This window comes from Pseudomonas sp. NBRC 111132 (genome assembly GCF_001320565.1).
Taxonomy (GTDB): domain Bacteria; phylum Pseudomonadota; class Gammaproteobacteria; order Pseudomonadales; family Pseudomonadaceae; genus Aquipseudomonas; species Aquipseudomonas putida_P.
This window is the reverse complement of sequence record NZ_BCBI01000005.1, coordinates 43819-56162: the sequence shown is the minus strand read 5'-3', so window position 1 is coordinate 56162 and position 12344 is coordinate 43819. Positions and strand designations below refer to the sequence as shown.

Annotated in this window: 11 protein-coding genes and 1 pseudogene; 6 read left to right on the top strand and 6 right to left on the bottom strand. The window is 62.5% G+C overall.

Features of this window, described 5'->3' with window-relative positions; all coding sequences use genetic code 11:
* Nucleotides 1–60: 60 nt before the first annotated feature.
* Both ompR and APH35_RS03810 read left to right on the top strand, forming a co-directional pair.
* A complete protein-coding gene (ompR, locus tag APH35_RS03815; protein WP_012270052.1) occupies nucleotides 61–801 on the top strand; it encodes an osmolarity response regulator transcription factor OmpR in 741 nt (246 codons plus the stop codon).
* A 13-nt stretch (nucleotides 802–814) separates the two neighbouring features.
* Nucleotides 815–2128, top strand: a complete 1314-nt coding sequence (locus APH35_RS03810) for an ATP-binding protein (RefSeq protein ID WP_012270053.1) — start codon at nucleotides 815–817, stop codon at nucleotides 2126–2128.
* A gap of 31 nt (nucleotides 2129–2159) precedes the next feature.
* Here the strand turns inward: APH35_RS03810 and rimK are convergent, their stop codons facing one another.
* Nucleotides 2160–3065: a 30S ribosomal protein S6--L-glutamate ligase gene (rimK, locus tag APH35_RS03805; protein ID WP_008099005.1), complete on the bottom strand. Its 906-nt coding sequence runs from the start codon at nucleotides 3063–3065 to the stop codon at nucleotides 2160–2162.
* Nucleotides 3062–3544 (bottom strand): retropepsin-like aspartic endopeptidase RimB, encoded by a 483-nt coding sequence (rimB, locus tag APH35_RS03800; protein WP_041166351.1) that lies wholly within the window; start codon nucleotides 3542–3544, stop codon nucleotides 3062–3064. Before rimB ends, rimK begins: the two co-directional genes overlap by 4 nt.
* Before the next feature lie 109 nt (nucleotides 3545–3653).
* Here rimB and APH35_RS03795 point away from each other — a divergent pair, with 109 nt between their 5' ends.
* Nucleotides 3654–4055, top strand: a complete 402-nt coding sequence (locus tag APH35_RS03795; protein ID WP_060493641.1) for an RNA-binding S4 domain-containing protein — start codon at nucleotides 3654–3656, stop codon at nucleotides 4053–4055.
* Between the two features lie 102 nt (nucleotides 4056–4157).
* On the opposite strand, the gene APH35_RS03790 is transcribed toward APH35_RS03795, so the two are convergent.
* On the bottom strand, nucleotides 4158–4952 hold the full coding sequence (locus tag APH35_RS03790) for a phosphatase PAP2 family protein (protein WP_060493640.1): 795 nt from the start codon (nucleotides 4950–4952) through the stop codon (nucleotides 4158–4160).
* A gap of 119 nt (nucleotides 4953–5071) precedes the next feature.
* On the opposite strand from APH35_RS03790, the gene hslO reads away from it, so the two are divergent.
* The 3 genes from hslO to APH35_RS03775 all read left to right on the top strand — a co-directional run bounded on the left by hslO (nucleotide 5072) and on the right by APH35_RS03775 (nucleotide 8286).
* The gene (hslO, locus tag APH35_RS03785) at nucleotides 5072–5971 is read left to right on the top strand and encodes an Hsp33 family molecular chaperone HslO (protein ID WP_060514228.1); all 900 of its coding nucleotides are present in this window, start codon (nucleotides 5072–5074) and stop codon (nucleotides 5969–5971) included.
* Nucleotides 5972–6150: 179 nt separating this feature from the next.
* Complete coding sequence (locus APH35_RS03780; protein ID WP_012270058.1) at nucleotides 6151–7692, top strand: phosphoenolpyruvate carboxykinase; 1542 nt, start codon at nucleotides 6151–6153, stop codon at nucleotides 7690–7692.
* Between the two features lie 153 nt (nucleotides 7693–7845).
* On the top strand, nucleotides 7846–8286 hold the full coding sequence (locus tag APH35_RS03775) for an acyl-CoA thioesterase (protein WP_012270059.1): 441 nt from the start codon (nucleotides 7846–7848) through the stop codon (nucleotides 8284–8286).
* Nucleotides 8287–8341: 55 nt separating this feature from the next.
* On the opposite strand, the pseudogene APH35_RS03770 reads toward APH35_RS03775, so the two are convergent.
* The 3 genes and pseudogenes from APH35_RS03770 to fdhD all read right to left on the bottom strand — a co-directional run bounded on the left by APH35_RS03770 (nucleotide 8342) and on the right by fdhD (nucleotide 12153).
* Nucleotides 8342–8820: pseudogene (locus tag APH35_RS03770) on the bottom strand (glycine zipper domain-containing protein).
* Nucleotides 8821–9016: 196 nt separating this feature from the next.
* Nucleotides 9017–11362 carry an FdhF/YdeP family oxidoreductase gene (locus APH35_RS03765; RefSeq protein WP_060514227.1) on the bottom strand — a complete coding sequence of 782 codons (2346 nt, stop codon included), beginning with the start codon at nucleotides 11360–11362 and terminating at the stop codon, nucleotides 9017–9019.
* Nucleotides 11363–11367: 5 nt separating this feature from the next.
* Entirely contained in the window at nucleotides 11368–12153 is a 786-nt protein-coding gene (gene fdhD / locus APH35_RS03760; protein WP_256213705.1) for a formate dehydrogenase accessory sulfurtransferase FdhD, read from the bottom strand.
* Nucleotides 12154–12344: the final 191 nt, after the last annotated feature.

Here is a 12344-nt window from a genome sequence, read left to right as displayed (position 1 = left end):
CTCACGCAACGTGCAGCAATGGCTACGCCATAATGCGCGGCGAAATCAGAGGAGTTATTCATGACCGGCACGCCAAACACCGCTGAAGGTGACAAGATTCTCATCGTCGACGACGATCCGGGGCTGAGCAGCCTGCTGGAACGTTTCTTCACCAGCAAGGGCTACCGTGCCCGCGCGGTGCCCAACACCGAGCAGATGGACCGTCTGTTGCAGCGCGAAGTGTTCAACCTGGTGGTACTCGACCTGATGCTGCCAGGTGAGGATGGCCTGTCTGCGTGCAAGCGCCTGCGCCAGCAGAACAACCAGATCCCGATCATCATGCTGACCGCCAAGGGCGATGAGCTCAGCCGCATCAAAGGCCTGGAACTGGGTGCCGACGACTACCTGGGCAAACCCTTCAACCCGGACGAACTGATGGCGCGGGTCAAGGCTGTGCTGCGTCGCCAGGCGCCCAGCGTACCGGGTGCGCCGGGCAGCGAAGACGAGTCGGTCACCTTCGGCGACTACGAGCTTTCGCTGGCCACCCGCGAACTCAAGCGTGGCGACGAAGTGCACATGCTCACCACCGGTGAATTCGCCGTACTCAAGGCCCTGGTGATGCACGCCCGCGAGCCGTTGACCCGCGACAAGCTGATGAACCTGGCCCGTGGCCGTGAGTGGGATGCACTGGAGCGCTCCATCGACGTGCAGATCTCGCGCCTGCGTCGCATGATCGAACCGGACCCGTCCAAGCCGCGTTACATCCAGACCGTATGGGGCGTGGGCTACGTGTTCGTACCGGACGGAAACGCCGGTAAATGATGCCGCGCCCTTCATGAAAACACCGGTCTGGTTTCCGCAAAGCTTCTTCGCCCGCACCCTGTGGCTGGTGTTGATCGTCGTCCTGTTCTCCAAGGCGCTGACCCTGGTCTACCTGCTGATGAACGAGGACGTGCTGGTCGACCGTCAGTACAGCCACGGGGTAGCGCTGACATTGCGCGCCTATTGGGCCGCCGACGAAGAAAACCGCGACAAGATCGCCGAGGCGGCAGGCCTTATCCGCGTGACCGGCTCGGGCGTGCCCGAAGGGGAGCAGCACTGGCCCTACAGCGAAATCTACCAACGGCAGATGCAGGCCGAACTGGGTGACGACACCGAAGTTCGGCTGCGCATTCACGCGCCGCCAGCGTTGTGGGTCAACGCGCCAAGCCTTGGGCCTGGTTGGCTGAAAGTGCCGCTGTACCCGCACCCGTTGCGTGGGCAGAAAATCTGGAACGTGCTGGGCTGGTTCCTGGCCATCGGCCTGTTGTCTACCGCTTCGGCGTGGATTTTCGTGCGCCAGCTGAACCAGCCGCTCAAGCGCCTGGTGTTTGCCGCTCGCCAGCTTGGCCAGGGGCGCAGTGTGCGCCTGCCGATCAGCGATACGCCCAGCGAGATGACCGAGGTGTACAAGGCCTTCAACCAGATGGCCGAGGATGTCGAGCAGGCCGGGCGCGAGCGCGAGCTGATGTTGGCTGGGGTTTCCCATGACCTGCGCACACCGCTGACACGTCTGCGGCTGTCGTTGTCACTGCTGAACAGCGACAGCGATTTGAGTGACGACATGGTCCGCGATATCGAGGACATGGACGCGATTCTCGATCAGTTCCTGGCGTTTATCCGCGATGGCCGTGACGAACCGGTGGAAGAGGTCGACCTGGCTGACCTGGTACGCGAGGTGGTGGCGCCGTACAACCAGCCACAAGAGCGCGTGCGCCTGTGCCTGGAGCCGATTCCACCGTTCCCGCTGCGCCGGGTTTCGCTCAAACGCATGTTGGGCAACCTGATCGGCAACGCCTTGCACCATGCTGGCAAGGGGGTCGAGGTGGCGGCCTATGTGTCGGGTGACGAAAGTGCGCCGTACGTGGTGCTGAGCGTGCTGGACCGCGGCACCGGGATCGACGAGTCGGAGTTGGAAACCATCTTCAACCCGTTCATTCGTGGTGACCGGGCGCGGGGTGGCAAGGGCACAGGCCTGGGGCTGGCGATCGTCAAACGGATCGCGGCGCAGCATGGCGGGAATGTGGAATTGCGTAACCGGTCTGGTGGCGGGATCGAAGCGCGGGTCAGGCTGCCATTGGGGCTGCTGCTACCGCGTAATGCCGTGTGATTGCTGGGGCCGCAAAGCGGCCCCAAAAATCTCAGCCTTTGCCCTTGGTCCGGGTCTGATTCGGCCCGCCATTCTTCTCCAGGTGTTCGATGATCATCCCGGCCACGTTCTTGCCGGTGGTCACTTCAATGCCTTCCAGCCCCGGCGACGAGTTCACCTCCATCACCAGCGGCCCATGGTTGGAGCGCAGGATATCCACACCCGCCACGCTCAGCCCCATCACCTTGGCCGCGCGAATCGCGGTAATCCGCTCTTCAGGGGTTATCTTTATCAGGCTGGCAACGCCACCACGGTGCAGGTTGGAGCGAAACTCGCCCGGCTTGGCCTGACGCTTCATCGAGGCAATCACCTTGTCGCCCACCACGAAGCAGCGAATGTCGGCGCCACCGGCCTCTTTGATGTACTCCTGAACCATGATGTTCTGCTTGAGGCCCATGAACGCTTCGATCACTGACTCGGCCGCCTGGGTGGTTTCGCACAGCACCACGCCGATGCCTTGAGTGCCTTCCAGCACCTTGATCACCAAAGGGGCACCGTTGACCATCTGGATCAGGTCGGGGATGTCGTCCGGCGAGTGGGCGAAGCCTGTGATCGGCAGGCCGATGCCGCGCCGCGACAACAACTGCAACGAGCGCAGCTTGTCGCGTGAGCGGGCAATGGCCACCGACTCGTTGAGCGGGTACACGCCCATCATTTCGAACTGGCGCAGTACTGCGCAGCCGTAGAAGGTAACCGAAGCACCGATGCGCGGGATCACCGCATCGAAGCCTTCCAGCGGCTTGCCGCGGTAGTGGATCTGCGGCTTGTGGCTGGCAATGTTCATGTAGGCCCGCAGGGTATCGATCACCACCATTTCGTGGCCACGCTGGATACCGGCTTCGACCAGGCGGCGGGTGGAATACAGACGCGGATTGCGCGACAGCACAGCGATCTTCATGCAGCACCTGTGACAGGGGAAAGGGTGGCCGGGAAGGCCGGTTTGTCTTGTACGTATTTCAGGCCGGGGTTGACCACCAATTGGCCGTGGATGAGGGCCTTGGAACCAAGCAACAGGCGGTAGCGCATATTCTTGCGGCAGGCCAGGGTGAACTCCACCTCCCACACACCATCGCCCAGCGCCAGTGACGTGCGGATGACATAGCGGGTCTGGGCCTGGCCGTTGGAGCTTTTGATGGTTTTCATGGTGACCAGCGGCGCCTCGCAGCGGCGGTGACGCAGTTGCACCACCGAGCCCAGGTGCGCGGTGAAACGGACCCAGGGCTGGCCATCGCGCTCGAACGGTTCCACCTCTGTGGCGTGCAGGCTGGAGGTGCTGGCACCGGTGTCGATCTTGGCGCGCAGCCCGGCCACGCCGAGGTCAGGCAAGGCGACCCACTCGCGCAGGCCGATCACAGTCAAATGGTCAAATGTCTTCACGAAGCACACCCTGCGAATGAGGTGGTGAACTGTAAGCACGGCGGGGACTTTTTGCATCCGTATGTGAAGGTAGTACAGTTCGATGAAAGACAGAATCCGAGGTAACGGGATGGCACAAAAAGCCGAAGACGACGATAAGGTTCGTCTGGACAAATGGCTGTGGGCGGCGCGCTTTTACAAGACGCGCGCACTGGCCAAGGCCGCGATCGAAAGCGGCAAGGTGCATTGCCGGGGCGAGCGATGCAAGCCGGGCAAAGAACCGCGGGTGGGCGACGAGTTCGTGCTGCGCACCGGGTTCGATGAACGTACCGTGGTGGTGAAAGCGTTGTCGGTGGTGCGGCGTGGGGCGCCAGAGGCGCAGACGCTGTACGAGGAAACCGAAGAAAGTGTGCGTCGCCGTGAGCAGGCGGCCGACTTGCGTAAGGCGGGGGCGATGGGGGTGACTACCGATGGCCGGCCGACCAAAAAGCAGCGGCGGCAGATACACCAGTTGCATGGGAGCTTTGAATAGCCGGGGCCGCTTTGCGGCCTATCGCGACACAATGGACCTGCGCACACCATTCAATGTGGTAGCGGCCTTGTGTCGCGATAGGCTGCGCAGCAGCCCCAGGGTTTAGCGGACTACCGCCAACTTGCCGACCAACGGTAACTTGGCCGCGATCGTGAACAGTGGCGCCGTCCAGCGCATCAGCGCCTCGCTGCCCTTGGCCGCCAGCGGGGTGTAATAGCTCCAGCCCAACGCCAGCACCGCCATCAGCAACCCGCCAATGTAGTCATCCTGCCCCCAGTGAGCACCCGCTACCAGGCGCGGCAGCATGAACAGCAGCGCCAGCCCCCAGACCACCAGGTACTGCACCAGGCGGCGGCAGAACACGCTCATGAACAGCGCCCAGATCAGCAACACCGAGGCGTGATCGCCCGGGAAGCTCTTGCTGGAACGGTCCTTGAGCTCCCAGGCCTTCTCCAGGTTGGGGTAGTAGTCACTGAGGTGCACGACGTCGTCGAAGATCATCGACGGGCTCTTGTGTTGCCAGCCGGCTGCATCCACCCACTTGGAAAACAGTGCGCGAATCACCACTAAGAGGAGTAGCGTGACCAGAAAGCCGAAAAATGCCTGGCGAACTTGCGCTGCCTTGAACACCCAGTCACCACGGATGAGCACTGTCAGCAGGATCAGGCCGACGACGATGTCGAACGGGCGCAGGCTGCCGACGGTCCAGATGTAGCGCCAAGTGGTGTTGTCGGCCAGCGGCGCATTCAGGCTGTGAAACAGCCACTCGTCGAAAGTCAGGCACAGGATCTGGCCAATGGGCCATAACCAGAAACACAGTAGAGCGATGGGAAGCAGCGTACAGGCTGCCAATGGCCCCAAAGACCACCTTGCTTGGAACAGTGGTCGATTGTCCATAAAATACCTCTATTGCAAACAGGAATCGGAGCGCCTTGTGAGCGCTCTGTCACGGGTTCTCGCAGGTTTCCGATAACCCTTGTAACCATTTTGTCATCATTTTTAGATAGCCAAAACCTATGAGCGATTTGCCTGATACCGATTTCACCCAACGTTTCATCTTCGACGAGCGCGATGTGCGCGGCGAGTGGGTGTCTCTGGATGACAGCTACGCCGCAGTATTGGCGCGCCATGAGTACCCACAGCCGGTCAAGGCATTGCTCGGCGAACTGATGGCCGCCACCGCCTTGCTGGTCGGCGCGATGAAGTTCGATGGCTTGCTGATTTTGCAGGCGCGCTCGGCAGGGCCGATTCCGCTGCTGATGGTGGAATGCTCCGGTGACCGCGAAATTCGCGGCATGGCCCGCTACGAAGCAGAGCAGATCCCGGCGGATGCCAGCCTGTCGCAACTGATGCCCGACGGCCACCTGACCCTGACCATCGACCCGGTCAAGGGCCAGCGCTACCAGGGTACCGTCGACCTCGATGGCGCCAACCTGTCGGAATGCTTCACCAACTACTTCGTCCAGTCGCAGCAGTTGAATACGCGCTTCTGGCTCAACGCCGAAGGCGGCAAGGCCCGTGGCTTGTTGCTGCAGCAGCTGCCGCGTGATCGCCAGCCGGATGATGAAGAGCGTGAGGACAGCTGGCAGCACGTGGTGGCCCTGGCCAAGACCCTCAAGCCCGAAGAGTGGGCCGAAGGCAACGAAACCCTGTTGAACCGCCTGTACCACGAAGATGCCGTGCGCCTGTTCGATATCCAGCCGCTGCGCTTCAATTGCAGCTGTTCGCGCGAGCGCTCCGGCAATGCGTTGGTCAGCCTGGGCGAGCACGATGCCAAGGCGCTGGTAGAAGAGTGCGGTGGGACGGTGGAGATCGATTGCCAGTTCTGCAACGAGCGCTATTTCTTCGATGTCAGCGATGTAGCGCAACTGTTTGCTGGTGGCGGCACTGACGTGGCCTCAGAAACTCGCCACTGAAACGGTTAATCACAGGACAATCTCCTGTCGAATTGCGCAAAAGCGCAGTTCTGACAGGAGGGGCCTACTTTTTTTGGGCGTTTCTGGCATAATCCGGCCACTTTTTTCGCTGTAGTAGTTTTTTCAAGACAACTACAAAACGTTTGGAGCACTCGGCCTCGGGCCGGATGGGGTATCTCATGACGCAAGCCAACAACACCGTGTACACCGACCTGAGCGTCGATGAGCTGGTAAAAGAAGCGCTGCAACGCGGTGAAGGTGTACTAGCCGATACTGGCGCACTGGTCGTAGAGACCGGTCACCGTACTGGCCGTTCGCCGGCTGACCGTTTCATCGTCGAAGAACCTTCCACCCAGGACGCCATTTCCTGGGGCCCGATCAACCGCAAGTTCCCGGCCGACAAGTTCGATGCCCTGTGGGCTCGCGTCGAGGCGTTCAACAACGCCCAGGATCACTTCGTTTCCTATGTTCACGTAGGGGCGGCTGCCGAGCACTACCTGCCGGTGAAGATGACCACCCAGACTGCCTGGCAGAACCTGTTCGGCCGTTGCCTGTTCATCAACCCGGAGCAGTTCAACCCGGCTGGCCGCGACCAGTGGCAGGTCCTGAACGTCGCCAACTTCGTCTGCGAGCCTGAGCGTGACGGCACCAACTCCGACGGTTGCGTGATCATCAACTTCGCCCAGAAGAAGGTGCTGATCGCTGGCATGCGTTACGCCGGTGAAATGAAGAAAGCCATGTTCTCGGTGCAGAACTTCCTGCTGCCGGCTGCCGACGTGCTGCCAATGCACTGCGCGGCCAACATCGGTGAAGAAGGTGATGTGACCCTGTTCTTCGGCCTGTCCGGCACCGGCAAGACCACCCTGTCTGCCGACGAAAGCCGTTACCTGATCGGTGACGACGAGCACGGTTGGGGCGAAGGCGTTGTCTTCAACATGGAAGGTGGCTGCTACGCCAAGTGCATCGACCTGTCCGAGAAGAACGAGCCGGTCATCTGGAAAGCCATCAAGCACGGCGCGGTGCTGGAAAACGTCGTGCTCGACGCCAACAAGCACGCCGACTACACCGATGTCAGCCTGACCCAGAACAGCCGTGCGGCCTACCCGCTGGAGCACGTTGCCAAGCGCTCCGAAGCGAACCTGGGCGGCGAGCCTAACGCAGTCATCTTCCTGACCTGCGACCTGACCGGTGTACTGCCTCCGGTTTCGATCCTGAACAACGAGCAGGCGGCCTACCACTTCCTGTCCGGCTATACCGCGCTGGTCGGTTCGACCGAAATGGGTTCGGGCGGCGGCATCAAGTCGACCTTCTCCACCTGCTTTGGCGCACCGTTCTTCCCGCGCCCGGCTGGCGAGTACGCCGAGCTGCTGATCAAGCGCATCAACGGCTTCAACTCCAAGGTTTACCTGGTCAACACCGGCTGGACCGGTGGTGGCTACGGCGTTGGCAAGCGCTTCAGCATCCCGACCACCCGTGCCGTGATCGCGGCGATCCAGAGCGGCGCGCTGGTCGGTGCCGAAACCGAGCACCTGGACATCATCAACCTGGACGTGCCGAAGGCTGTTCCGGGCGTTGAAACCGAGCTGCTCAACCCGCGCACCAACTGGGCTGACAAAGCTGCCTACGACGAGGCCGCCAAAGGTCTGGCCAAGCTGTTCATCGAAAACTTCAAGAAGTTCGAAGTTTCCGACGCCATCAAGGCCGCTGGTCCACAGCTGTAAGCTGAGCCAGCCGCAACGAGAAAGCCGCCCCCAGGGGCGGCTTTTTTGTTCCTGCAAATCAGCAAGGCCGCTCCCACAGGGGAGCGCAGGCAGCGCAAACCTGGATTTTCTGATTCACTGTCAGCATCAATTGCGAAGACAAGAGCCAGACAGATGACCGAATCCCCTCAGCGCACTGCCTTCTCCCACTTCCACACCGTCCTCACCCGCCCTTCGGACAACGACATCAACGGCCATATCGCCGGGGCTACCGTGCATGGCTTTTTCGAAACCGCCATCCAGGCATTTTTCGTCGAACAGGCCGAACTGGACCTGCGTGACGGCGAACTGGCGGCCTTCGTGGTCAGTTCGGCGGCGGACTTCTACGCACTACCGGGCTTCCCGGACGTGCTGGAGGTGGGGTTGGGAGTGACGCGCCTGGCGGGCAGCACGGTGGAGTACCGCTTGGCGCTTTACCGTCCAGGCGAATCAGAGGCGTGTGCGGCGGGCACGGTGGTGCAGGTGTTCATCGAGCGTGCCAGTGGCCGGCCTGTGGCACTGCCAGAGGCGCTTCAGGCGATCCTGTCCGGCCTTGTACTGGAACCACAGGCATAAAAAAGCCCCGCCACAAGGGGCGGGGCTTTTGCTGCCGGGGCGAGGCCCTCAGGCATCAGTCGCGCCAGTGGCGCTTGTGCTTGCGGTGGCCGTAATGGTGGCCACGGTCGTAGTGGCGACGGTCGTCGTAGCCGCGACGGTAGCGGCGATCGTCATGACGCTCGTCTTCGTCGGCCTTGTTGCCCATGTAGTTACCCAGTGCGCCACCGGCACCACCGCCGGCTGCCGGCCAATGTAGCTACCGGTGGTGCCGCCCACCGAGCGACCTACCACGTTACCGCCTGCCGCGCCCAGTGCGCCGCCGATAGCGGCCTCACCGCGCTGGCGCTTGTCCGCGCCCAGGGCACCGCCTGCCGCGCCGCCCAGGCCGGCACCAATGGCGCCGCCGGTGCTACCGCCGATGGAGTTGCCCACCACTGAGCCCAGTACCCCACCCAATGCGCCGCCAATGCCGGCCTCGGTGGTGCCGCCTGCCATGGAAACGCCGCTGAGCAAGCTGAAAGACAACAACAGAATCGAGGAGTACTTCTTCATCAAGAGAGCCTCATAGGGATGACGAGGCGAATTTGAGGCTAAGCGGCCTGGCTGGCAACGGAAATCCGACGAGTAACACGAGTTGTACACAATTCTCTAAGTTACTGTATTTGCTGTGAAACTTTATCGATTTTCGGCTGTCTGAGACCTTTATGACAAAGCCCTGAACCCCAACGGAACAGGGCTTTTTTCGTTTTTACAGGATGCGCCCGTCGTCCCGCGCGCGCTCCAGTTTGATCGCGATGAACTTCGATGTCGGTGTGTGGCTGCCATCGCCAATGCTCTCCAGCGGCACCAGCGGGTTCACCTCGGGGTAATACGCCGCCGCCTGCCCGGCCGGGATGTCGAAAGGCAGCAAGGTAAAGCCTTGCACCCGGCGCACATGCTCATCTCCCCACAGCGAAACGATGTCGACTTTCTGCCCTGGCTGGAAGCCCAGGCGGATGATGTCGGCTTCGTTGGCGAACAGCACCTCACGTTGGCCGCGCACGCCCCGGTAGCGGTCGTCCAGGCCGTAGATGGTGGTGTTGTACTGATCGTGCGAGCGCATGGACTGCATGATCAGGTCCGGCAGTTGGCCACTGGCGCGCACGCGCTCATCGAGTAGCGAATCCGGCAGCAGGTTGGCCTTGAAGTTGGCGCGACCGGTGCTGGTCTTCCATTCGCGACTGGCGGCGCTGTTGCCCAGGTAGAAGCCACCTGGGTGTTGCAGGCGCTGGTTGAAACCGCTGAAGCCGGCGATGGTATCGCCGATCAGGTCGCGGATTCGGTCGTAGTCAGCCACCAGCCAGTGCCAGTCCACCGGTTGCTTGCCCAGGGTGGCGGCGGCGATGCCGGCAACGACTGCCGGTTCCGAGCGCATTTGCGTCGACAGCGGCTTCAGCTGGCCGTTGGAGGCGTGCACCATGCTGAACGAGTCCTCCACTGTCACCGCTTGTGGCCCGTCGGCCTGCAGGTCGATGTCGGTACGGCCCAGGCACGGCAGGATCAGCGCCTGCTTGCCGTGGACCAGATGGCTGCGGTTGAGCTTGGTGCTGATGTGCACGGTCAGCTCGCAGTTGCGCAATGCCTGGGCGGTGCGCTCGGTGTCTGGCGTGGCTTGGGCGAAGTTGCCACCCAGGCCGATGAATACTTTGGCGCGGCCGTCGAGCATGGCGTGGATGGCTTCGACGGTGTTGTGGCCATTGTGCCGGGGCACGGGGAAGCCAAAGCGCTTTTCGAGGGCGTCAAGCAGGGCCACCGGCGGGCGCTCGTTGATGCCCATGGTACGGTCACCCTGCACGTTGCTGTGGCCGCGCACCGGGCACAGGCCGGCGCCTGGCGCGCCGATGTTGCCGCGCAGCATCTGCAGGTTGACGATTTCCTGGATGGTCGGCACCGAATGGCGGTGCTGGGTGATGCCCATTGCCCAACACATGATCACCCGCTTGCCACGGCAGTACATGCGCGCGGCCAGCTCGATGTCGGCCAGGGTCAGGCCGGACTGCGCCTGGATGTGTTCCCACGGCGTGGCATCCACCACAGCCAGGTACTCGTCGACGCCATGGCCATGCTCGGCAATGAAGGCATGGTCGAACACGGCCGGCTCGCCTTTGGCCTGGGCTTCGCGTTCCCATTGCAGGACGAACTTGGCCATGCCGCGCAGCATCGCCATGTCGCCGCCCAGCGCCGGGCGGAAGAACGCGGTGTTGGTTGGCCGGTCACTGTTGGTCAGCATCTCCAGCGGGTTCTGCGGGTGCTGGAAGCGCTCCAGGCCACGTTCCTTGAGCGGGTTTACGCACACCACCTGGGCGCCACGTTTCACCGCATCACGCAGCGGGTCGAGCATGCGAGGGTGGTTAGTACCGGGGTTCTGGCCCCAGACAAAGATCGCATCGGCATGCTCGAAGTCGTCGAAGGTGACGGTGCCCTTGCCAACCCCGACGCTTTGCCCCAGGGCCACGCCGCTGGCCTCGTGGCACATGTTCGAGCAGTCGGGGAAGTTGTTGGTGCCGTAAGCGCGCACGAACAGTTGGTACAGGTACGCCGCTTCGTTGCTGGCGCGCCCCGAGGTATAGAATTCGGCCTGGTCCGGGTTGGCCAGCTTGTTCAGCTCGCGGGCGATCAGGGCGAATGCGGCCTCCCAGCGGATAGGCAGGTAGCGGTCGCTGGGTGCGTCGTAGACCATCGGCTCGGTCAGGCGCCCCTGGTACTCCAGCCAGTAATCGCTCTGCTGCAGCAACGAGTTGACACTGTATCGGGCGAAAAAGGCCGCATCGACACGGCGCTTGGTCGCCTCCCAGTTCACCGCCTTGGCGCCGTTCTCGCAGAACTTGACCATGCCGGTTTCAGGCGAATCGCCCCAGGCGCAGCCGGGGCAGTCGAAACCGCCGTTCTGGTTGGTTTTGAGCAGGGCGCGAATGTTCTTCAGTGCGTTATCGCTGCCGACCCAGGCCTTGGCCACGCTGCGCAGTGCGCCCCAGCCACCGGCGGGGCCGTGGTAGGGCTTGTAGCGAGGGGTAGAGGCTGGGGCGTTGTCCGGAAGGTGCTGGTACGAGGTCACGGCTGTTACGACTCCGCCGCTGGGCTGTAGACCCGCGGTGCGCTGTGCTTGGGCAAATGGATGAGGTTGAGGTTGTGCTTGCGTGCCCATTGCAGGGCAAGGCCAGTGGGCGCCGACAGGCTGACCAGGGTCTGGATACCGGCGCGCAGCACCTTCTGGATCAGCTCCAGGCTGCAGCGGCTGGTGACGATGGCCAGGCCGCCCTGGCTGTCGATGCCTTGGCGCAGCAAGGCGCCGATCAGCTTGTCGAGGGCGTTGTGCCGGCCAATGTCTTCACGGCCGAGCAGCAATTCGCCATGGCGGTCCATGAACAGTGCCGCATGTACGGCGCCGCAGTGCTGGCCCAGAGGCTGGAAGGCATCGATGCGCTCGCGCAGGCCGACCAGCCACTGGGCCGGCGGCAGGGGGGCACCCGGCAGCACGGCCAGTTCCGGCAGCGCCTGCTCCAGGGCTTCGACCCCACACAGGCCACAACCACTGGTGCCGGCCAGCTGGCGGCGCTGGTTCTTCAGGTTCCAGAATGCCCGGCTGGAAATTTCCAGGTCGGCATACATCGCCGAGCCGCTGCCCGACAGCTTGAGGTCGTAGATTTCTGCGGTGCCTTCGACAATCCCGCTGCCGACGCTGAAGCCCACGGCGAAATCTTCCAAATCGGTGGGGCTGACCAGCATCACCGCCTGGTTGAGGCCGTTATAGACGATGGCCAGGGCCACTTCCTCGGCCAGTGGGGTGCTGTCGCGTTTGGCGTCGCTGAGCTGGACGTAATCGTATCTATTGCTGGCGGCGGGCATGGACAAGGGCGATGAGGCCGCGCAGACCGGAGGCTTGCTGTTCATCGGGGCGCTGAATACCGGCGGCTTTCTGATTGCACAAGCCTAGGCTTGCGTGCCAGCGGCGTCTAATCGCTAGGCTCTATGCCTTGATAGACCGCGTCGATTGGCCGCATGGGGCGAGAGTGGCAAAGCTGGCCTAGACTCCTGTG

Bases quoted from the DNA above. Each gene is read 5' to 3' on its own strand.
- ompR (WP_012270052.1), top strand. From the start codon at position 61: ATGACCGGCACGCCAAACACCGCTGAAGGTGACAAGATTCTCATCGTC.
- APH35_RS03810 (WP_012270053.1), top strand. From the start codon at position 815: ATGAAAACACCGGTCTGGTTTCCGCAAAGCTTCTTCGCCCGCACCCTG.
- rimK (WP_008099005.1), bottom strand. From the start codon at position 3,065: ATGAAGATCGCTGTGCTGTCGCGCAATCCGCGTCTGTATTCCACCCGC.
- APH35_RS03795 (WP_060493641.1), top strand. From the start codon at position 3,654: ATGGCACAAAAAGCCGAAGACGACGATAAGGTTCGTCTGGACAAATGG.
- APH35_RS03790 (WP_060493640.1), bottom strand. From the start codon at position 4,952: ATGGACAATCGACCACTGTTCCAAGCAAGGTGGTCTTTGGGGCCATTG.
- hslO (WP_060514228.1), top strand. From the start codon at position 5,072: ATGAGCGATTTGCCTGATACCGATTTCACCCAACGTTTCATCTTCGAC.
- APH35_RS03780 (WP_012270058.1), top strand. From the start codon at position 6,151: ATGACGCAAGCCAACAACACCGTGTACACCGACCTGAGCGTCGATGAG.
- APH35_RS03775 (WP_012270059.1), top strand. From the start codon at position 7,846: ATGACCGAATCCCCTCAGCGCACTGCCTTCTCCCACTTCCACACCGTC.
- fdhD (WP_256213705.1), bottom strand. From the start codon at position 12,153: ATGCCCGCCGCCAGCAATAGATACGATTACGTCCAGCTCAGCGACGCC.